This is a genomic window from Kitasatospora sp. NPDC093102, from assembly GCF_040683915.1.
Taxonomy (GTDB): Bacteria; Actinomycetota; Actinomycetes; order Streptomycetales; family Streptomycetaceae; genus Kitasatospora.
This window is the reverse complement of sequence record NZ_JBFBFA010000015.1, coordinates 122170-143489: the sequence shown is the minus strand read 5'-3', so window position 1 is coordinate 143489 and position 21320 is coordinate 122170. Positions and strand designations below refer to the sequence as shown.

20 protein-coding genes are annotated in these 21320 nt (G+C 74.9%); 16 read left to right on the top strand and 4 right to left on the bottom strand.

Annotation, left to right across the window (positions count from 1 at the left end):
- Positions 1–1036 precede the first annotated feature (1036 nt).
- Both AB0O11_RS21270 and AB0O11_RS21265 read right to left on the bottom strand, forming a co-directional pair.
- The gene (locus tag AB0O11_RS21270; protein ID WP_363389089.1) at positions 1037–1399 is read right to left on the bottom strand and encodes a hypothetical protein; all 363 of its coding nucleotides are present in this window, start codon (positions 1397–1399) and stop codon (positions 1037–1039) included.
- A gap of 802 nt (positions 1400–2201) precedes the next feature.
- The gene (locus AB0O11_RS21265) at positions 2202–3167 is read right to left on the bottom strand and encodes an aminoglycoside phosphotransferase family protein (protein WP_363389134.1); all 966 of its coding nucleotides are present in this window, start codon (positions 3165–3167) and stop codon (positions 2202–2204) included.
- 313 nt (positions 3168–3480) lie between these two features.
- Between AB0O11_RS21265 and AB0O11_RS21260 the strand changes: the two genes are divergently transcribed.
- Positions 3481–4476, top strand: coding sequence for a zinc-dependent alcohol dehydrogenase family protein (locus AB0O11_RS21260; RefSeq protein ID WP_363389087.1), 996 nt, complete (start codon positions 3481–3483; stop codon positions 4474–4476).
- Between the two features lie 7 nt (positions 4477–4483).
- On the opposite strand, the gene AB0O11_RS21255 is transcribed toward AB0O11_RS21260, so the two are convergent.
- Entirely contained in the window at positions 4484–4837 is a 354-nt protein-coding gene (locus AB0O11_RS21255) for a helix-turn-helix domain-containing protein (protein ID WP_224285129.1), read from the bottom strand.
- Positions 4838–5552: 715 nt separating this feature from the next.
- Positions 5553–6425, bottom strand: a complete 873-nt coding sequence (locus AB0O11_RS21250; RefSeq protein ID WP_363389083.1) for a BTAD domain-containing putative transcriptional regulator — start codon at positions 6423–6425, stop codon at positions 5553–5555.
- Positions 6426–7093: 668 nt separating this feature from the next.
- On the opposite strand from AB0O11_RS21250, the gene AB0O11_RS21245 reads away from it, so the two are divergent.
- From AB0O11_RS21245 to AB0O11_RS21175, 15 genes are all read left to right on the top strand, one after another.
- Positions 7094–8305 carry an aminotransferase class I/II-fold pyridoxal phosphate-dependent enzyme gene (locus AB0O11_RS21245; protein WP_363389080.1) on the top strand — a complete coding sequence of 404 codons (1212 nt, stop codon included), beginning with the start codon at positions 7094–7096 and terminating at the stop codon, positions 8303–8305.
- Between the two features lie 56 nt (positions 8306–8361).
- Positions 8362–9597, top strand: a complete 1236-nt coding sequence (locus AB0O11_RS21240) for a beta-ketoacyl-[acyl-carrier-protein] synthase family protein (RefSeq protein WP_363389077.1) — start codon at positions 8362–8364, stop codon at positions 9595–9597.
- Positions 9594–10502: a MaoC family dehydratase gene (locus AB0O11_RS21235; protein ID WP_363389074.1), complete on the top strand. Its 909-nt coding sequence runs from the start codon at positions 9594–9596 to the stop codon at positions 10500–10502. The genes AB0O11_RS21240 and AB0O11_RS21235 overlap by 4 nt, the downstream gene beginning before the upstream one ends.
- 5 nt (positions 10503–10507) lie before the next feature.
- Complete coding sequence (locus tag AB0O11_RS21230) at positions 10508–12037, top strand: AMP-binding protein (protein ID WP_363389071.1); 1530 nt, start codon at positions 10508–10510, stop codon at positions 12035–12037.
- Positions 12038–12088: 51 nt separating this feature from the next.
- Positions 12089–12364 (top strand): phosphopantetheine-binding protein, encoded by a 276-nt coding sequence (locus tag AB0O11_RS21225; RefSeq protein WP_363389068.1) that lies wholly within the window; start codon positions 12089–12091, stop codon positions 12362–12364.
- Positions 12365–12369: 5 nt separating this feature from the next.
- Positions 12370–13434: a hypothetical protein gene (locus tag AB0O11_RS21220; RefSeq protein ID WP_363389066.1), complete on the top strand. Its 1065-nt coding sequence runs from the start codon at positions 12370–12372 to the stop codon at positions 13432–13434.
- A complete protein-coding gene (gene trpA, locus AB0O11_RS21215) occupies positions 13427–14302 on the top strand; it encodes a tryptophan synthase subunit alpha (RefSeq protein WP_363389063.1) in 876 nt (291 codons plus the stop codon). Before AB0O11_RS21220 ends, trpA begins: the two co-directional genes overlap by 8 nt.
- Entirely contained in the window at positions 14296–14670 is a 375-nt protein-coding gene (locus tag AB0O11_RS21210; protein ID WP_363389060.1) for an ectoine synthase, read from the top strand. The genes trpA and AB0O11_RS21210 overlap by 7 nt, the downstream gene beginning before the upstream one ends.
- 154 nt (positions 14671–14824) lie before the next feature.
- Complete coding sequence (locus tag AB0O11_RS21205) at positions 14825–15970, top strand: acyl-CoA dehydrogenase family protein (protein ID WP_363389057.1); 1146 nt, start codon at positions 14825–14827, stop codon at positions 15968–15970.
- The gene (locus tag AB0O11_RS21200; RefSeq protein ID WP_363389054.1) at positions 15967–16686 is read left to right on the top strand and encodes an N-(5'-phosphoribosyl)anthranilate isomerase; all 720 of its coding nucleotides are present in this window, start codon (positions 15967–15969) and stop codon (positions 16684–16686) included. Before AB0O11_RS21205 ends, AB0O11_RS21200 begins: the two co-directional genes overlap by 4 nt.
- A complete protein-coding gene (locus AB0O11_RS21195) occupies positions 16683–17384 on the top strand; it encodes an indole-3-glycerol-phosphate synthase (protein WP_363389051.1) in 702 nt (233 codons plus the stop codon). Before AB0O11_RS21200 ends, AB0O11_RS21195 begins: the two co-directional genes overlap by 4 nt.
- Entirely contained in the window at positions 17381–18292 is a 912-nt protein-coding gene (locus tag AB0O11_RS21190) for an alpha/beta fold hydrolase (protein WP_363389048.1), read from the top strand. The genes AB0O11_RS21195 and AB0O11_RS21190 overlap by 4 nt, the downstream gene beginning before the upstream one ends.
- 212 nt (positions 18293–18504) lie before the next feature.
- On the top strand, positions 18505–19299 hold the full coding sequence (locus AB0O11_RS21185; protein ID WP_363389044.1) for an MBL fold metallo-hydrolase: 795 nt from the start codon (positions 18505–18507) through the stop codon (positions 19297–19299).
- An 86-nt stretch (positions 19300–19385) separates the two neighbouring features.
- Positions 19386–20063 (top strand): NAD(P)H-binding protein, encoded by a 678-nt coding sequence (locus tag AB0O11_RS21180; RefSeq protein WP_363389041.1) that lies wholly within the window; start codon positions 19386–19388, stop codon positions 20061–20063.
- A 181-nt stretch (positions 20064–20244) separates the two neighbouring features.
- Positions 20245–21132: a hypothetical protein gene (locus tag AB0O11_RS21175; protein ID WP_363389038.1), complete on the top strand. Its 888-nt coding sequence runs from the start codon at positions 20245–20247 to the stop codon at positions 21130–21132.
- Positions 21133–21320 lie beyond the last annotated feature (188 nt).

Below are 21320 nucleotides of genomic sequence, written 5' to 3'. Positions count from 1 at the left end.
GAAGGAGCGGTGCGCCCTTGTGTCTTCTGCGGTCACCCGGTCGCCATGGAGTCGCAGGACGAGTACGACTGTCCGGTTTGTGGGGATCCTGAGTCTCGGTGATCCAGGCTGAGTTGACGGGCCGGGGTCCGTGGAAGGTGTCGTCGCGGAGCATCGCGAAGGGCACGTCGGCTCGGCGTCGGGTGAGGCGGAGCAGGGCTTGGGTGTGGTGTGTGCCCTGGGCGGTCTTCTTGTCGTGGCAGGCCCGGGATGCCGGGTCGGCGAGGGCGGCGGATGCGGAGAGGGGGGAAGGCCCGTCCGAGCTGCTTGTTGCCGCCTCTGGAGGGTTGTTCGCCGCGGCTCGAGGAGCGCGGACTCCGGGTTGCCGGGGCGAGGCCGGCGTGGGCAGCGAGGCGGGCAGCGCAGGGGGACGGCCGGCGTCGCCGACGTCGATGAGGATCCTGGCCCCGGTCGTGACGCCGATCCCCGGCATGGAGGTCGGGACCTTGGGGGGAGGGGGGTCCTGCGGCAGTTCCTCGATCCGGGTGGCGAGGAGTTTGCGCTGGTCGAGGACGGCGGACAGCGAGCGGGCCGGGCCCGGCACGATGGAGCGGCCGCGTCCGCGCCCGGGAGCGCGACGGTCTGCCCGTCCGGCGCGGTGGAGACGTCCTTGATGACCCGCTCGGCCATGCGTGGGGCCATGCGGTCAACAGGGGGAGCGGTCATGCGGGTCCCGGGGGCCGGAGCCCCGTCGCGGGGCCGCCGGGAAGGTGACGGGGGTGACGCCCCGTCGCCCGTGGCCGGCCCCTTTCAGGACCCGCGCGCACGGCCTGCGTACGAGGCCCGCGCCCCGTCCCGCAGGGCGGACGGCCGCTGCCTGCCCGTGCCCCCGGCCGCCGGCCCCTGGTCGGCCGTCTCCCGGCCGGTCGGCCGCCGGCCACGGGGCCCGGGAAGGCGTCCGCACCCCGTGGCGCCCGCGCAGCGGTCCGCGGGCGCCACGGGGTGCGGTGTGCCGGCCGTCACCGTGCGGGTGCGGCCACCGGTCTTGGCGGATGGGTCAGTTGAAGACCAGGACGTCGGTGCGCATCGGCAGCGGACTGTTCCAGCCGATGCTGATCTTGAAGGTCGCCACGCCGTTGCCGGGGGCGATGCTCGACACCTGGAAGGGCGCGGCCCCGACGAACCGGTTCCCGTTGGAGTCGATCTCGGAGGCCGTGATGACGACCGTCGAGTCGATCCCGATGACGTTCCACGGGATCTGCAGGTTGAAGGTCCCGTTGCCCGGGGTCCACGTCCACCAGGCCCGCCACACGGCGCCGACGTTGCCGCCGATGTCCGCGAGGCCCTCGTCCGGGCTGTCGGGCTGGGAGCTGTCCGCGATCTGCGGCACCTCGGAGGCGGAAGGTTCGGCTGCGGCCATGACGGCTCTCCTCGCGCCGGGAGGGCCCCACGAGCCCTCCGGATACTCAGAGTGTCCGTTGATGCGCACAGCGCAACAATCACTCGTGCGAGTGAACCTCCGGCGCGCCACCGCGCCACCCGTGCGGCCACGGCCCCGGGGCGCACGCCGCCCGGCGCGCACCGCCGCCCGCCCGCCCGCCCGCCTGCCGCCCACTGCCGGCGTCCCGGCCGCCCGCCGGCCGCCCACCGTCGGCGCCCCGCCCGCCCACCGTCGGCGCCCCGCCCGCCCGTCGGCCGCCCGCCGGCGTCCCGGCCGCCCCTTTGCCGTGTACGACGCGCACGCCGGGTGTAAGCGCCCGTACGCCTCGGGTGTGCGCGCCGCCCGGATCCCCGCCTGCGGCCCCGGGGGCGGGGGCCGCGGCCGTCCCGGACGGCGCCTGTGCCGGCCCCGCCCGGATCACCCGCCACCGCTCTCGGCCCCGCGCCCCGGACCCGCCACCTGCCCCTGGCCGGCGCCGCCCTCGCGGCCGTCCTCCTGCGCCGCCGCCTGCACCCCGAACACCCCCGGGAACAGCCGCACCCCCGCGACACACAACCCGCCCCGGCCCCCTGACCACCCGCAGGCCCCGGGAGGAAGACACCCGGCCACGCCACGCGCCGCCCCACCGCGCGGGGCCGCGACGGGATGCGGGTCCTCGGCGCGCCCCGGGCCGGGCCGGACCGGGCAAGGCGGCCGGGGGAAAGGAGGGGGCGGGGCGGCCGGAGGGGGAAGGGAGGGGGAGGGCGGCCGGGAGAGGGGGCGGGCCGTGGTGGCGGGGGGGTCAGGCGTAGCGGTCGAACAGGGCCTGAAGGTAGTCCTCCAGGCGTCCGGTCAGCACGGCGGGCGTCAGGTCGGTACGGCCCAGCTCGCGCCAGGGCTCGGCGACCTTCTGCGCGTCGGGGGCGAAGGCGAGGGCGTCCAGCAGCCGCCAGTACAGGTGTGCGCGCCCCTCGGCGAGCTCGCGCCCGCCGGCGGCCAGGTAGCGGTCGGCGAAGGCCAGGCCCGCCCCGGGGCCGTGCAGCAGGGCCGGCGCGGTGGAGCAGTGGGCGACGTCCAGGTCGGCCGGGCCCCAGGAGGTCTCCACCCAGTCGACCACCCCGGTGACGGCAAGCCCGGCGCCCGTGCCGGTGAACAGCACGTTGCCGGGGTGGAAGTCGCGGTGCAGCAGGCACGGCCGGTACGCGGGCACCGCACCGCCGATCACCTCCACCGCCCGCTCCCGCAGCCCGCTACGGGCGGTGCCCCCGGGCACGGCCACCCGGCCGGGAGCCGTCCACGCCTGCCAGGCACGCGGCCGGTCCTGCCCGCCGACCGCCAGGGCGTGCACGGCGGCCAGCTGCGCGGCCAGCAGACCGGCGCGCCGTGCCGTGTCGCCGTCCTCGGCCAGGCGCACCCTGCCGGGCAGGTGCGTCATCACCAGCGACGGGTGCTCGCACACCGCCCCCGCCGCGTCCACGGCGACGAGCCGCGCCGCCGGGATGCCACTGCTCTCCAGCAGGCGCAGCACGGCCGCCTCGCGGGCCAGCAGCCCCGGCGCATGGCGGCGGTAGAACGGTTTGACGAAGGAGCGCAGCACCAGCGCGTACGAGCCCGCGCGGCCGGGACGCCGCACGTCCAGGCGGCGCATCCGCGAGGTCCATCCGCCCCGCAGCGCGCTCACGGCGGTGATGCGCTCACCGGCAGCCAGGTGCCCCTCGACCCACCGGCGCGTGCCCTCCCGCCCCCGGTCCCGGTCCTCACTGTCGATCACGGTCGGCAAGCCTACGCCCCGCCCCCTGCCGGGCCCGCCGCCACGGAGACTGACGGAAGGTCAACTCCACTGCAGCCACGGCCCGAAGACCGTTGTTCCGACGGTTGTCGAAGTTTGACAGGCGAGGTGCGCCCGGGGTTGGCTGAGAGCCGGTCCGCACACCGCAGATCCGCACACCGCGGTCCGCACACCGCGGTCCGCACACCGCGGTCCGCACACCGCGGTCCGCGCACCGCGGCCGGCGCGCTGCCGGTCCGCACGCCGCGGTCCGTACACGGCCGGCCGTACGCACGAGGGGGAGGGGCCCGTCATGCCCAGGAACGTCGTCTTCGAGACCACCGGGGGACCGGAGGTGCTGGCCGTGCGCGAGCGCGACCTGCCCGAGCCCGGGCCCGGCGAACTGCGCCTGCGCGTGGCCGCGATCGGCCTCAACCGCGCCGAGGCCCTCTTCCGCGCCGGCACCTACCTGGAGCAGCCGCGCCTGCCCGCCTCCCTCGGCTACGAGGCCTCGGGCACCGTGGAGGCGGTCGGCGAGGGCGTCACCGCTTTCGCGCCCGGCGACCGGGTCGACACCGTGCCCGCGTTCTCCCAGAACGCCTACGGCATGTACGGCACCCATGTGCTGGTCCCCGCCCGCGCCGCCGTTGCCCACCCCGCCGGGCTCACCCCCGCCCAGGGCGCCGCCGTGTGGATGCCCTACCTCACCGCCTACGGCGCCCTCGCCGAGGACGGCCACCTGCGCCCCGGCGACCACGTGCTGATCACCGCCGCCGCCTCCGGCGTCGGCCTGGCCGCCATCCGTACCGCCCGCCGCCTGGGCGCCCACCCCATCGCCACCACCCGCACCCGCGCCAAGGCCCGGTACCTGCTGGACGCCGGCGCCGCCGAGGTCCTCGTCACCGGCGAGGACGACCTCCTCGCCCGCGTGGACGCCGCAACCTCCGGACGCGGTGTGCGCACCGTCTTCGACCCCGTCGCCGGACCCGGCGTCCTCACCCTCGCCCGCGCCGTCGCCCCCGGCGGACGCGTGATCGTCTACGGCCGCCTCGACACGCGCGACACCCCGATGCCCGGCCAGGACACCTTCGCCCCCGTCACCAGCCGCTTCTACAGCATGCACGAGGTGACCCGCGACGACGAACGCCTGCGCCGCGCCCACGCGTTCGTCACCGCGGGCCTGGCCGACGGCTCCTTCACCCCCGTCATCGACCGCGTCTTCGAGGGCCTCGACACCGTCGCCGAGGCCCACCGCTACCTCGAAGCCGGCACCCAGGTCGGCAAGATCGTCCTGACCGTCGGCGACTGACCGGCCCTCACCGCCCCCGCACCTGCCCGGCCTCCGCGTCGGCGGCGGCCACCACCGCCGCCAGCAGGCCCGGGAACCTGTGCTCCAACTCCTCGCTGCGCAGCGCGTTCATCTTGGTGGTGCCCACGTAGTACTGGCGCAGCAGTCCCGCCTCGCGCAGCACGCTGAAGTGGTGGCTGGAGGTCGAACGCCCGACCGGCAGGTCGAAGGAACCGCAGCTGAGATCGGCTCCCGAGTGCGCGAGCGTGCGCACCACCGTCCTGCGGGCCGGATCAGCGAGCGCCTCCAGCACCTGCTGGACGCTCACGTCCTCCACACCAGGGTGCACGATCACCCGCGCCGCCACGCGTGCCCGTCCCACACCCACCACCCCTTCCCAACACTCGACCCCCGTCCGCCTGATGGTCAAAGACCGCGCGGTGCGCGCGACTTCGCGTGCATGACGCTACCAGGGCCGATCGCTTCACTTCCCGGTGTCCGGGCCCGGGGTGAAGCGGACCGCGAGTGCTGCCGCGGCGTCCCTGAGGCCGTTCACCACGCTGGAGGCGGCCACCGCCCGCCACACGTCCCGCACGCTGTGCGCGCCGCAGTCTCCCGGCCCGGACCGGCCCGGACGCCGACGCGCCCGGGCCGGTTGCCGCGCACACCGGTGCCCCCGGCAGGCCCCGGTCCTCAGGGCGGGAAGGGCGTCGACGCAACACCCGCGCAACACGCCCCCGCACCCCCCCCGCACTCCCTGCACCCCCCGCGCCCGCGTACCCGCAGGGAGCCGGGTGTCACGGCAGGCCGCGCGCAGGAGCCGAAAGGGGCGCCGCGCCGCGCGCCGGGGGAGCGGAACGGGAACCGGGAGGGGCCCCGCGGCCGGGGAAGGGCAGGCGCCGGCGCAGGAGGACACCCCGGGTCGGCGCAGGGGGACACCCGGGGCGCAGCAAGCAGCGGAAAAAAGGGGGGGCGGCGCGCCCACCGGAGCGGCACGGCCCGCAGGCCGGGGAAGGGCCCGGGGCGACAAGCGGCGCGCCCCGCCGGAGAAAAGGGACCGGCGGGGCAGCGGCGCGGCTGCGCTCCGCGTACCGGGGTCAGGCGGCGCGTACCGGGGCGGCGGCCGGGCGGCCCAGACGGGCCAGCGCCAGGGGCTCGAAGATACCCATCAGCACCGGGTCCACCGCCCGCACCGCCGCCGGGGCCGGCGCCGCCGGCACCGGGGTGCGCAACAGCGCGAGGTACAGCTCCTGGGTCTCGGCCGCCGGGTCGATGCCCAGCTCCTCGGCCAGCACCTGACGCAGCTGCTGGTAGCAGCGCAGCGCCTCCGCCCGGTTGCCGGAGGCCGCCAGCGCCTCCATCCGGCAGCGGTAGGCGCTCTCACGGAACGGGGCACGGCGCACCGCCTCGTCCGCCCAGCGCAGCGCGTGGTGCTCCTCGCCGAGCGCCGAGGCCGCCAGGCTCGCCGTCTCCAGCGCGCTGATGCGCAACTCCTCCACGTGCTCGCGCACCCCCTGCGCCCACTCGCCCTCGTGGTCGGGCAGGAACGCCCCGCGCAGGTTCGCCAGCGCACCCGCGGCCAGCTGCTGGGCCACCGCGTGGCCGCCCGCGGCCAGCGCCTCGCCGGCCTCGCCGACCGCCGACGCCGCGGCCTCCAGGTCCACCGCCGCGTCCGCGGGCAGACGCAGCACGTACCGCCCGCCCTGGGCGATCAGCGGCGTCGCACCGGGCCCCTGGCCGGGGGCCGTGACGAAGGCCCGCACCCGGCTCACCACACTGCGCAGCGCCGAGGCCCAGGTGTCGGGCAGACCGTCGGGCCAGATGGTGTCGGCCAGCTGGTCGCGGCTGGTGCCGCTGGAACGCTCCAGCACCAGGCGGGCGAACGCCACCTGGGCCTGGGCGCTGGACAGGTGCTGCGGAGCACCGTCCTCGTGCTCGACGGCCACCAGACCGGTGAGGCGGATCAGCATGCGCGCGCCCCCGATCTACCGGACGCACCGTCTTCCCTGAAGCCTTTCAACACGAGCTCCAACCCCCTCGAGTCAAAGCGGAAGTGACGGCCCGTACCGGGCCGTCGGCATGGGACATGCGGATCGGAACGATAAACCGCCGACCAGCTGTTCGGTTTCAGCGGATTTCGACCATACATTCGCCGCATCGCGCGGTGTCAACACCGGTAACGGAAACATACCCACCGGCCGGTCAATACGTCGTGGACGCAAGGTTTCCGCACGTCAGAGCGTTCCTGCAGGCCAGGAAAGCGCCTATTGCGGACGCCTTGCGCATCCTGCCGTAGAAATGTAGCCATCCTTGAGCACCCCGCGTGAACGCTTCGAGAAAACATTCCCCGGAACCACCCGGAGCCACCCGGAACCGCCCGGAAACACCCCGCCGAACACCCCGGGCGGACACCGGACCGAAAAACCGGACCGAAAAACCGGACCGAAAAACCGGCCCGAAACCGGCCCGAAACCGGCCCGAAACCGGCCGGATGCCGGCCGGAGAACACCCGGCCCGGCCCCGGCGCCGCCCCCGGGGGGGGGCCGGAACCGACAGCCCGCGAAAGCCGCGAAAGCCGCGAAAGCCGCGAAAGCCGTGAAGACCGTGAAGACCGTGACGCCGTGAAGGAGAAACGCCCGTGAACGCCACCGGAGCATGGGACCGCCTGGAGCCGAAACTGGCCGCAACGAACGCCCGCGTGGCCGCACTGGAGCCCGATTCCTCCCGGCGCAACAGCTTCGTCGCCTACACGATGGAACGCGACAGCGCCTACTGCGACCTCGACGGCGAACGCCTGCTCATGATGTCCGGCTACAGCTACCTGGGCCTGGCCGGCGACGAACGCGTGGTGGCCGCCGCCAAAGCCGCCGTCGACGTCTACGGCACCGGCAACCACGGCGTACGGGCCCTGGCCGGCACCATCCCCCTGCACGAGGAACTGGAAGCGGAGGTCGCCCGCTTCGCCCGCCGCGAACGCGCCCTGGTCTTCGGCTCCGGCTACGCCGCCAACGTCGGCACCGTCGGCGCCCTGGTCGGCCAGGGCGACACCGTCCTGATCGACAAGTACGACCACGCCTCCATCGTCGACGGCTGCCGCCTGTCCGGCGCCACCGTCACCCGCTTTCGCCACAACGACGTCGACCACCTGGAACGCCGCCTCAAGGCCGCCTCCCCCACCGGAATACGCCTGGTCATCGTCGACAGCGTCTACTCCATGGACGGCGACATCGCCCCGCTGCCCGCACTGCGCGAGGTCTGCGACCGCTACGACGCCCTGCTCATGGTCGACGAAGCCCACGCCCTGGGCGTCATCGGCGAAACCGGCGGCGGCATCGAGGAACACTTCGGGCACACCGTGCGCGTCGACATCAAACTCGGCACCCTCTCCAAGGCCATCCCCTCCATGGGCGGCTGGGTCGCCGGCAGCCACGACCTCATCGGCCACCTGCGCTACGCCGCCCGCCCGTTCCTCTTCTCCGCCGCCCTCGGCCCCGCCCAGACCGGCGCCGCCCTGGAGTCCCTGCGGATCCTGCGCCGCGAACCCGAACGCGTCACCCACACCCAGACCCAGGCCCAGCGGCTGCGCCGGCGCCTCAACGACGCCGGCATCTCCACCATGGACTCCACCACCGCCGTGCTGCCCGTCATCGCCGGCTCCGACGACGCCGCCTACGACTACGCCACCGCCTGCCGCAAGGCCGGCGTCATCGGCCTGCCCGTCGTCACCCCCGCCGTGCCCAACGACCTCGCCCGGCTGCGCATCGCGGTCACCGCCCGTCACACCGCCGCCGACATCGACTTCGCCGCCGACGCGTTCCTGACCGCCGCCGCCCAGACCGGGCTGATCTGACCCGCCCCGCCTTCCGCCGCCGCCGAACCCGCGCGCAGCGCAAAGGAGACGAAGCCATGGCCCCCCACCACCGGCCGCCCATCGCCGTCACCGGCCTCGGCGTGGTCAGCCCCGCCGGCCACACCGTCGAGGAGTTGTGGCGCACCGTCGCCTCCGGGCGCTCCACCGCCACCGCCCTGACCGACCCCGCCCTGGCCCGCCACCGGGTACGCCTGGGCTGCAAGGTCACCGCCCTGCCCGACAACGAACGGCTGCCCGCCAAGGACGCCCGCCGCCTCGACCCGTTCGCCCACTACGGCACCCTCGCCGCGCTGGCCGCCCACGCCGACGCCGGCCACCCCCAGCCGCAGCCCGGACGCAGCGCCATCGTGGTCGGCACCGCGGTGGGCGGACGCACCACCAGCGACCGCGAGTCCGCCCTGTACACCGAGCACGGGCCGCTGCGGGTCTCCCCGCTGATGCCGCTGGTCACCATGCCCAACGCCGCCGCCGCCCAGATCGCGATGCGCCTGGCGTGGAGCGGGCCGGCACTGACCATCGCCACCACCTGCGCCTCCGGCGCGGACGCGATCGGCCACGCGGCGCTGCTGCTGGAAAGCGGACGGGCGGACGTGGTGATCGCCGGCGGCTGCGAGGCCACCCTCACCCCCGTCACCCTGGCCGCGTTCGGCAACCTCGGCGCGCACTCCCTGCGCAACGACGAACCCGAGCGCGCCTCACGCCCCTTCGACACCGACCGCGACGGCTTCGTGATGGGCGAGGGCGCCGGCTTCCTCGTCCTGGAACGCCTCGCCGACGCCCGCGCCCGCGGCCGCACCCCCTACGCGCTGCTCGCCGGGTACGGCGCCGGCGCGGACGCCTACCACCTGTCCAACCCGCGCCCCGACGGCGCCGGCGCCGCCGACGCGATGCGCGCCGCCCTCGCCGACGCGGGCCTCGCCCCCGGCGACATCGCCCACGTCAACGCCCACGGCACCTCCACCGTGGCCAACGACCGGGCCGAAGCCGCCGCCCTGCGCGCCGTGTTCGGCCCCCACGGCGTGCCGGTCACCTCCACCAAGGGCTCCATCGGCCACCTGATCGGCGCCGCCGGCGCCGTCGAGCTGATCGCCGCCATCCAGGCCATGAACACCCGCACCGTCCCTCCCACCGCCAACCACGAGAAGACCGAAGAGGGCCTGGACCTCGACGTCGTCCACACCGCACCGCGCCCGATCCGCCCGGGAGCGGCCCTGTCCAACTCCTTCGGCTTCGGCGGCCACAACACGACCCTGGTGGTGACCCCGCTATGACCGCACCCACGACCGCACCCACGACCGCACCCACGACCGCACCCGCCCCCACCGCCACACCCGCCGCACCCGCCGCACCCGCCGCGCCCGGGCCGCTCACGCGCACCCGCCTGCACGTCAGCGCCCAGGACCTGAGGGCCTACCGGGCCGCCGCCCGCGCCCACCTGCCCGCCCCCCACCCGGCCGCGGCCAGCCCCGCACACCCCTTCGTCGCCGCCCACGCCCTCGCCCAGCACACCGTCACCGCCCTGACCGCCGGCGACAGCGGCTTCACCGGCGTCATCCACCTCGCCCAGGAGATCCACACCCACACCCCCCTCACCCCCGGCGACATCGACGTCACCGTCCAGGTCGGTGCCGTACGCCGCGAGGCCCGCGGCACCCGCCTGGCCCTGACCACCCGCCTCACCGACGCGGCCACCGGCACCCCGCTCGCCGACCTCGCCACCGCCGCCCTCCTCCTGGGCGCCACCCGCACCGAACCCCACGGCACCCTGCCGCCCGCCGCCCACCCGGGCACCACCCCCGACGGCGACACCCGCACCTCCACCCACGTCCTGACCGCCGCCGACACCACCGCCTACGCCCACGCCTCCGGCGACCTCAACCCCATCCACCTCGACGAGGACGCCGCGAAAGCGGCCGGCTTCCCCGGCACCATCACCCACGGCATGCACCTCGTCGCCCTGGCCGCCGAACAGATCACCGACCGCCACGCCGGCGGCGACGCCACCCGCCTCACCGCCCTCGGCGCCCGCTTCGCCGCCCCCACCCGCCCCGGCACCGAACTGCGCCTGACCCTCCAGCCCCACGACCGGGGCACGGTGGTGCGCTTCACCATCGCCACCGACACCCACACCGCCGTCAAGGCCGGCTGGGCACGCATCGCACCGGCGGGGGAGTGAACCCCATGACCACCACCCCCGCAGCCCGCACGACACCGGACACGACGCCGGACACGACGCCACCGCCGCTGCCGCTGCCCGACGCGTTCACCCACCACGCCCGCACCCGGCCCACCGCCCCGGCCCTGCTGTGGCACGAACACACCGTCAGCTACGCCGAACTCGCCGAGGCCGCCGAAGCCGAACGCGCCCGCCTGGCCGCCCTCGACCTCGCGCCGGGGGAACCGGTGGGCCTGCTCGCCGTCAAGTCACCCGGCGCGATCGCCCTGGTCCTGGCCTGCCTGATGGAACGCCGCCCCTTCCTGCTGCCCTCCCCGCAGCTCGCCCCCGCCCTGCTGGCCGCCCTCTTCGCCCAGGCCGGCGCCCGCCACCTGCTCACCCCCCTCGGCCAGGACGCCCCCGCCCTGCCCGCCCTGCCCCACCCCGCCCCGCCGCCCACCCTGGCCGCCGGCACCTCCTTCATGCTCACCACCTCCGGCTCCACCGACCTGCCCAAGATCGTCCCCCTCGCGCAGAGCGCCGTGGACCGCTTCACCGCCTGGGCCCACGACACCTTCGACCTCGGCCCCGGCCGCACCGTCGCCAACTACGCGCCCCTCAACTTCGACCTCGCCCTCCTGGACGTGTGGGCCACCCTCGCCGCCGGCGGCACCTGCCTGCTCATCGACCCCGCCCACGCCCTCAACGCCCGCCACCTGCTCACCCAGCTCAAGCGCCACCGCCCCCACGTGCTCCAGGCCGTCCCCCTCGCCTACACCCTGCTCGTCCAGGCCGCCGCAGGCACCACCACCGTCCTCGACAGCATCGAACACGCCGCGTTCACCGGCGACGCCATCGACGCCCGCACCCTCGCCGCCCTGCCCGCCCTGCTGCCCGCCGCCCACCTGTACAACATCTACGGCTGCACCGAGACCAACGACAGCTTCCTGCACCGCCTGGACCGCCTGGACGCCGCAGCCGCCCTGCCCGTGCCCATCGGCACCCCGCTGCCCGGCGTGCGCACCCTCATCACCACCGGCGACGGCACCCCCCTGCACGGCCCGGGCAGCGGCGAACTCCACGTCTCCACCCCCTTCCAGGCCGCCGGCTACCTCGACCGCTCCCGCGACACCGGACGCTTCACCACCCGGCCCGAAGGCGCCGGCGAAGGCCGCCGCTGGTTTCGCACCGGCGACCTCGTCACCCGCGACGACACCGGCCGCATCCACCTCACCGGCCGCGCCGACTTCCAGGTCAAGGTCCGCGGCGTCGCGGTCAACACCGCCGAGATCGAACGCGTCCTGCTCACCCACCCCGACGTACGCGAAGCCGCCGTCGCCGCCGAAAGCGACCCACTGACCGGCAAACGCCTGCACGCCGCCGTCCAGCGCACCCCCGGCTCCACCCTCAACACCCTCGTCCTGCGTGAACACCTGGCCCGCAACCTGCCACGCGCCGCCGTCCCCGAAAAACTCGCCATCCACGACACCCCCCTGCCCAAGACCGCCACCGGCAAGGTCGACCGCAAAGCCGTCCTGCCCACCCCCGCGCCCTGACACCCACACCCACACCCGCAACCATCCACCCCAGCAAGGGAGTCACCCGCCATGAGCAACACCACCCAGATCAAGCGGTTCCTCATCGAGGAGTTCCTGCCCGACATCACCCCCGACCAGCTCGCCGACGACCACGACCTGCTCTCCGACGGCGTCATCGACAGCCTCGGCGTCCTCAAACTCATCGCCTGGGTCGAAGACCACTTCACCCTGCCCGTCGACGACACCGACCTCGACCCCAACAACTTCCGCTCGGTCACCGCCATCGACGCCTTCATCACCGAACGCCGCGCCACCGCCACCGCCACCGTCACCGTGGGCGGCTGACCACGATGCACCCGGCCCTCACCGCGCTCCTCGCCGCCCGCCCCGTCGACCTGGAGGCCTGGCGCTCGTGGTGGGACCAGCTCGAACACCGCACCCTGGGCCCGGCCGACAGCGACCGGGCCCAGGCAGCGGCCCTGCTGGCCGCCCTCGCCACCCGCCTGCCCGACCCCGCCACCCTCACCGCCCTGCTCACCTCCCTCACCGAACGCACCCCCCACCCCGGCCCCACCCACCCCGGCAGCGTCAACATCGTCGGCACCGGCGGCGGACCGGCCACCTTCAACCTCTCCACCGCCACCGCCCTGACCGCCGCCGCCATGGGCATCCCCGTCGTCAAGACCGGCTCACGCGCCTACACCAGCACCGCCGGCTCCGTCGACCTCCTCGAACGCCTCGGCATCACCCTCACCCCCAGCCACACCGCCACCGCCGACCACCTCGCCCACCACGGCATCGCCTTCGCCGGCCCCCACGTCTACCCACCCGCCCTCACCCGCCTGGCCCGCACCCTCTACCCGCTCACCCTCAAACCCTTCGGCGCCTTCCTCAACACCCTCGGCCCCCTCATCGCCACCGTCCCCGTCACCGCCCAGCTCACCGGCGTCGCCACCCCCACCGCCCTCGACGCACTGCGCCCCCTGGCCCCGCACGTGACCACCCGCACCATCTGGCTGGCCCACAACAACGCCGGCGCCGACGAACTCCTGCCCTTCGCCGACAACACCCTGCACACCCCCACCGCCACCATCCACCTGCCCGCCGGCTCCCTCGCCCCCCGCACCGGCACCCTCACCGACCTCGCCCCGCACCCCGACGACCTCACCGGCCACTTCCTGCGCGCCCTCGCCGCACAGGCCGGCGACACCGCCACCCACACCATCGCCCTCAACGCCGCCGCCCTCGCCCTCGCCTCCGGCCGCCACACCCACTGGAACACCGCCTACACCACCGCCCTGGACGCCCTCACCGACGGCGCCCCCCGCGCCCTGGCCGAACGCCTCGCCACCACAGCGGCCAAAGCCATCCACATCACCCGGCCGGCCCACCGCCAGGAGGCCACCCGTGCCTGAACCCCTCTTCCCCCCCGGCCGACTGGGCCTGGCCCTGTTCCTCAACGCCGGCGACCCGGCCGACCGCCTCACCGACCTCGCCCTGATGCTCGACGAACAACACGTCGACGTCCTCGAACTGGCCGTCCCCTTCCCCAACTCACCCACCGACGGCCCCGTCATCCGCCGCTCCGCCGCCCGCGCCCTCGACGCCGGCACCACCCTGGACACCGTCCTGGACACCCTCGCCGACCTCACCCCCCGGCTGCACCACCTCAAGGTCGTCCTGCTCGCCGACTGGAGCCACAGCCTGCGCCACCGCGACCCCACCCACACCGCCCGCCGCGCCGCCGCCGCCGGAGCCGGCGCCCTGCTCGTCCACGCCCTGCCCCCACGCCTGCGCCCCACCTGGCAAGCCGCCCTGCACGACACCGGCCTGCCCCAGGTCACCACCTGCTACCCCGCCTCCACCCCCCAGACCCTCCACACCGCCGCCCGCGACGCCCACGGCGCCTACGTCTACCTCGTCGCCCACTACGGCCGCTCCGGCACCACCCCCGCCACCGGCCACCACACCCTCACCACCACCGTCACCGCGCTGCGCACCGCCGCCCCCGCGACACCCGTCGCCGTCGGCTTCGGCGTCAAGACCGCCGCCGACCTCCAGGCCGTCGCCGCCTGCGGCGCCGACGCGGCGATCGTCGGCTCCGCCGCCGTCGCCCGCGTGGAACACGCACTGACCGAAGGCCTCGACCCCGTCACGGAACTCAAGGCCTTCCTCACCGACCTCCGCCCCGCCCACCCGCACGGACCCGGCGGACCCGGCGGACCCGGCACCACCCCCACCACCCCCGGCACCACGACCCGAGAGGAACAACCCGCATGCTGATCCGCGACCTGGCCGACGTGAAGACCGTCGAGTGGGGCAACGGCCTGTCCCGCCGCTTCCTGGTGGCAAGCGACGGCCTCGGCTACAGCCTCACCGACACCGTCGTCAACGCCGGCACCAAGTCCCGCCTGGAGTACCGCAACCACCTCGAGGCCTGCTACTGCATCGCCGGCTCCGGCGAGGTCATCGACATGGACGGCACCTCCCACCCCATCACCCCCGGGCGCCTCTACGCCCTCGACGAGCACGACGCCCACTACCTGGTCGCCAGCCCCGACGAGGACCTGCGCCTGGTGTGCGTCTTCTCCCCGGCCCTGCGCGGCGACGAGGTCCACCAGCTCGACGCCCACTCCTCCTCCGCCTACTAGGCACCCCGCGCCCCCACCGGGGCCCGCCGCCCCCGCCCCGGGGGCCCGGGCCCCCGCGGCGGGCCCTTGGAACCGACGTGAGCCGGCGCCCCCGAGCGCCGGCCTGCCACCCCGGGCCCCACAACGACAGCCCGGGAGGAAGGCGGCACACCCCATGATCCGCTGGAACGCCGACCAGACGGCCCTGCGCGAGGGCCTGGCCCGCTTCGGCGACGACCTGAGCGCCGGCCACATCGAAGGCGACGAACAGGCCGCCTTCTCCCACGACAAGTGGCGCATGATCCAGAAGACCGGCATCCTCTCCCTGCCCTTCGACGAACGCTACGGCGGCCTGGGCCAGTCCCTGCTCACCACCATGTACGTCCTCGAAGGCCTCGGCCACACCTGCCGCGACGGCGGCCTCAACTTCTCCGTCACCACCTCCATGGCCTCCACCGGCGTCCCCCTCCAGGCCTTCGGCTCACCCGTCCTCAAAGACGCCTACCTGCCCCGCATCGCCTCCGGCGACGCCATCGGCGCCCACGCCATCACCGAGTCCGAGTCCGGCTCCGACGCCATGCAGATGCGCACCCGCGCCGTGCGCGACGGCGACCACTTCATCCTCAACGGCGCCAAGACCTTCGTCTCCAACGGCCCCGTCGCCGACGTCATCGTCGTCTACGCCCGCACCCACCCCCAAGGCGGCGCCCTGGGCGTCACCGCCTTCCTCCTCGACGCCGACACCCCCGGCCTCACCACCGGAAACCCCATCAAGAAGATGGGCCTGCGCACCTCCCCCCTCTCCGAGCTCTACCTCGACGACGTGCGCGTACCCGCCGACCGCGTCCTGGGCCGCGTCGGCGGCGGCTTCCTCGTCCTCGACCACGTCATGAAACGCGAAATCCTCTACACCTTCATCGTCAACACCGGCGAGATGCAGCACCGCCTCGCCCGCTGCCTCGACTACGCCAAGACCCGCATGTCCTTCGGCAAACCCATCGGCTCCTACCAGTCGGTCGCCAACAAGATCGTCGACACCAAGATCCGCCTGGAAACCGCCCGCAAGTGGCTCTACGACACCGCCCAGCGCCTGGAAGCCGGCGACAACGTCACCGTCGACATGGCCATCGCCAAACTCCTCACCAGCGAATCCAACCTCGCCACCTCACTGGCCGCCGTCCAGGTCTTCGGCGGCAACGGCTACATGTCCGAATACGGACTGGAGAAGGACGTCCGCAACGCCGTCGCCGGCACCATCTACTCCGGCAGCAACGAGATCCAGTACAACCGCATCGCCGCCATGCTGGGACTGGGCAAATGACCGCCCCCACCGCCCTGCTGGCCCCCCACCGCCCAGGCCACCTCAAAGTCTGCGGCGCCCGCACCCGCGCCGACCTCGCCCTCCTCGCCGACACCGGCCCCACCCTGGTCGGCCTGTGGCACGGCATCCCCGACGGCCCCGCCGACCTCGAAGCCGACCGCCTCGCCGACCTCGCCGCCACCGCCATCCGCCTGGGCCTCGAACCCGTCCTCGTCACCTTCCTCGACGACGCCCCCACCCTCGCCGCCCTCGCCCGCGCCACCGGCATCCGCTGGATCCAGCTCCACGCCTACCAGAGCCCCACCCTCGTCACCGAACTACGCGAACACCTGCCCTACGCCGTCCTCGTCAAAGTCCTCCACCTCTCCCGCGGACGCTGCCTGGAACGCGCCTTCACCGGCGCCTTCGAACGCGCCGGCTGCGACCTGTTCCTCCTCGACACCGTCACCGACGACGGCCGCGTCGGCTCCACCGGCCAACCCCTGGACCCCGCCCACGTCCACGCCCTGCTACCCCGGCTCACCATCCCCTTCCTCCTCGCCGGCGGCCTCAACACCACCAACCGCGACACCTACCGCACCATCACCGACCACCCCCTCTACGCCGGCGCCGACATCGACTCCGCCGCCCGCGACCGCACCGGCCGCTTCACCCACGAAGCCGTCACCGCCCTCACCCGCGCCTGGCACCCGCGCCTGCAGGAGACGCACCCATGAGCCCCAGCTTCATCGACGCGCTGCTCACCGCCACCCGCCCCCTGGTCATGGAAGTCAAACTCCGCGACCCCCACGGCACCGACCTCCTCGGCAAACGCACCGTCACCGACCTCGTCACCCGCTACGAACAAGCCGGCGCCCCCTGCCTGTCCGTGGTCACCGGCCGCTGGTTCGGCGGCACCCCCCGCCTGCTGCGCGACGTCACCGCCGCCACCACCCTGCCCGTCCTCCAGAAGGACTTCCTCACCCGCCCCGCCCAACTCGAAGCCGCCCGCGCCCTGGGCGCCTCCGCGGTCCTGCTCACCGCCGCCCTGCTGCCCGCCACCTCCCTGCGCCGCCTGGTCACCTGCGCCCTCGACCTCGGCCTGACCCCCTTCGTCGAGATCACCGACGAACACGAACTCCAGGCACTGCCCCGCATCACCGACTGCGTCGTCGCCGTCAACAACAAGGACATCCGCACCCGCGAACGCGACCACGGCGACCTCGGCCGCAGCCTGCGCCTGCTGCCCGCCCTGCGAGCAGCCGGCTGCCGCGCCCCCGTCTCCGCCTCCGCCATCACCCACCCCCACGACGCCGCCCGCCTCCTCGACGCCGGCTACGCCGCCCTGCTCATCGGCACCTCCCTGATGCGCAACCCCGACCTCGACACCTGGCTCGCCGACCTCGACAACGCCCGCACCGGAGCAGCCGCGTGAACCACGACCTGCGCACCCGCTCCCTGGTCCTCGACGCCGACGGCATCCCCCTGTCCGCACTGGTCGCCGAACCCGAAGGCCGCACCCCCAAAGCCGTCCTCCTCGCCATCCACGGCCGCGGCATGCGCGCCGCCTACTTCGCCGGCCCCGCCCACCCCGACACCAGCCTGCTCACCCTCGCCGCCGACCTCGGCTACACCGTCCTGGCCATCGACCGCCCCGGCCACGGCGCCTCCGCCCGCCGCCTGCCCCACGGCCAGCTCATCGCCGACCAGGCCGCCACCCTCCACGCCGCCCTCACCGACTACGCCCGCGCCCACCACACCGGCGCCGGCGTCCAACTCCTCGCCCACTCCTTCGGCGGCAAGATCGCCCTCCAGCTCGCCGCCCACTGGCCCGCCGACCCCCACCTGCCCCTGCTCGGCTGCGACATCTCCGGCCTCGCCCAGCACTACGCCCCCGGCGCGTGGGAGCGCCCCGACGACCTCGCCGGCGGCGGCCGCCTCAACTGGGGCCCCCTGAACCTCTACCCGCCCGGCACCTTCCACGCCGCCCGCACCCTGCTCACCCCCGTCCCCGCCCTCGAATCCCGCGAACTGGCCACCTGGCCCACCCGCTACACCACCCTCGCCGCCCGCATCCAGGTACCGGTACGCCTCACCCTCGCCGACCACGAACACTGGTGGCGCCTGGACGCGGCCTCCCGCACCGCCCTCACCGCCGCCTTCCCCACCGGCCTCGCCCACCTGGCCACCGCCCCCCGCGCCGGCCACAACCTCTCCCTCGGCCACGCCGCCCGCCCCTACCACCTGCGCGCCCTCGCCTTCACCGACGACTGCCTCACCCGCCCCGCCCCCGCGCCCGCGCCCGCCGCCCCCGCGCCGGCCCCCGTCCTCGCCCCCGCCTGAGCGCAACCACCGGGCAGGACCCCGACAAGCCATCTGACGCAGGGTGGTAGGAAGGCCCCGCCGTCCCCCAGGGCAAGGGACGGCGGGGCCCGCCCCCCGTACACCGCCCGCGGGAATCCCGCACCGCCCCAGGCGGTTGCAGCCGACAGCCCGTGCACGGACCCCCGGTCCGCCGCGGGCACACCGACGGCCGGCCACAGGAGGGGACACACATGAGGATCGGCGACATCGAGGTCCTGGCGATCACGGACGGAACGGGCACCGAAACCGCCGCCGACATCCTCACCCGCCCCGGCACCGACGACCCCTGGGCCTGCCACCAGCACCACCGCGAACCGGACGGCACCCTGACCCTGCCCCTCGGCGGCTTCCTGGTCCGCAGCCGCGAACGCACCGTCCTCGTCGACGCCGGAGTCGGCCCCCACGACGACGGCAAGTACCGCGGAGGAGCGCTCCTCGACTCCCTCGCCGCCCACGGCGTCACCCCCGCCGACATCACCGACGTCGTCTTCACCCACCTCCACTTCGACCACGTCGGCTGGGCCTGCGTCCACGACCGGCCCGTCTTCCCCCACGCCACCTACCGCGCCCACCGCGCCGACTGGCAGCACTTCGTCACCGGCGACACCGCAACCCCCGAAGCCATCGCCAAACTCACCCCCATCGAGAGCCAACTCGAACTCTTCGACACCGACTTCACCCTCGCCCCCGGCATCGACGCCCTCCACCAGCCCGGCCACACCCCCGGCACCACCGTCTACGTGCTCTCCTCCGGCGGCCGCCGGGCCCTGCTGCTCGGCGACGTCGTCCACTCCGTCGTCCAGTTCGCCGAACGCGACTGGCAGGTCATCTGGGACATCGACCCGGCAGCCGCCCGCGCCGTGCGCAACCGCATCGCCGACGAGGCCGCCGACACCGACGACCTGCTCGTCGCCGCCCACCTGCCCGGCATGCGCTTCGGCCGCATCCTCGCCGCCGACGGCAACCGCCGCTTCGTCGCCCTCTGAGCCCGCCGCCCCCGCCGCCCGCCCGTACGGCCCCGCCGAGCGCGCCGATGCCCGGCCGGCAGACACCCGGACCGTAAGGTGCCCCCATGCCGGTTGTCATCGCGGGCGGCCACGGCAGAGTCGCACTCCTGACCACCCGCCTGCTCACCGACCAGGGCCTGCGGGTGACCGGAATCATCCGGCGCCCCGAACAGGCCGCCACCCTGCGGGCCGCCGGCGCCCTCCCGGCCCTCGCCGACCTCACCACCGCCACCCCCACCCGCCTCGCCCAGATCCTCACCGGCGCACACGCGATCCTCTACGCCGCCGGCGCGGGCCTCGGCGACGACCCCGGACACGCGAACCCGGCCGACCACGACGCCGTCCTCGCCCTCGCCGACGCCGCCCGCCTCACCAAAGTGCGCCGCTTCGTCCTGCTCTCCGCCATGGGCGCACACCCGGACGCGCACTACCCGGCCGACCCGCTCGTGGAAACCTTCCTGCGCGCCAAAGGCAGAGCCGACCAGGACCTGCTGGCCCGCCCCGACCTCGACACCACCGTGCTGCGCCCCGCCTGGTTCCGCGACGGGCCCGGCACCGGCCTGGTCCACCTCGCCGCACACACCGGCCCCGGCGAGATCGACCGGCCGGACGCCGCAGCCGTCCTCGCCCACCTGCTCACCGTGCCCGCCACCACCCCGCGCCTGCTGGAACTCACCAGCGGCCCCACCCCCGTCCACCAGGCCGTCGCCCGCATCGCCGCGCGCTCCCTCACCGGCGGCTGAGCCCACCGCGCCCCGCCGCCCGCCTGCCCGTCCGTGACCGCACCTTCGCCAGGCAGCCCGCCGGCCCCCGGCCGGCGGCGGTTAAACGAACAGTAAATCCCTTTGCGGCCAGTGGACTTGGGACTTGCCGGGCGACCCCGGCATCACCACACTGGGCTGACCTGCCGGGGGAGGGGGCGTCATGTGGGTGGTCCTGGTACTCCTGCTGGGGACGGGCGCGGGAGTGGCCGCGGCCGCTCGGCGCTGCCGCTCTGCGCTGCGCGAGCTGCACCGGGCCGAACGGCTCGCGGCAGGACGGGAGTTCGACCTCGACCGGATCGAACTCGCCGGCCTGGCCAAAGTCCTGGCGGACCTGACACTCGTGGAGATGTACGAGGGCGGCCGGCTGATCGCCTCCCGCTCGGGTGACGTCACGGTGACCGAAGCCGCGGCCGCGGCCGGGGACGGGGCCGGGGCCGGGGACGGACCAGGCGCCGGGGACGGCTTCGAGGCGGTGGCCGTGCGATGGCTGGGGCCCACGCGCACCGGGGACATCGGGGAACTGATCCGGGAAGTGGACCGCTCCCCGGAGACGAAGGCGCTGCGCAAGCGGCTCGCGGCGCAGGGCCTGGCCGACGACGAGGAACTGGTCAAGCGCGCGCGGGAGGTCAGCGAGCGGATGCCGGCGGTACTCGTCCTGGTGGCCGCGGCGGGCCTGGCCGCCCTGGTGTGGACACTCGTGCGGCACGAGAACTGGATCGTCCCGCTGGCGGCCTTCCCGCCGCTGTTCGCGGCAGCCCTGTGGATCGACCACACGTCGTGGCCGCCCACGCGCTCCGCCACCGGACTCGGCGCCCGGGTGCTCGCCGCCGCGAGGACGGACGAGCGGTGGCAGCACGGGCCGGCGGCCGTGGCGCTCGGCGGGCTGCCGGCCCTGCCCGCCGAGCACGACCTGCGGGTCTGCTGGGCCGGGTCCCAGGAGCGCTCTGCCGCCCGCATCCGTGCCGCGATCGCCGAGCGCGCCGCCTCCCACGGCGGTGGCGCGGGCTGCGGCGGCGGCTGCGGAGGGGGCTGCGGCGGCGGACTCTGACCGCGCCCTGCCGGACGGCCGCGCACCGCCTGCCCGGCAGGGCTGCGCCACCGGGAGACCCGCCCTGCCGGCGAGGGAACCCGACGGGACGACCCGGACCACCGCCGCTCCCGGCCGGGCCCCCCGGGGCCGCCGAGCGCACCCCGGATCGCCACCCGCACCCGCCGACCTCAGGCGCGCGCGGCACA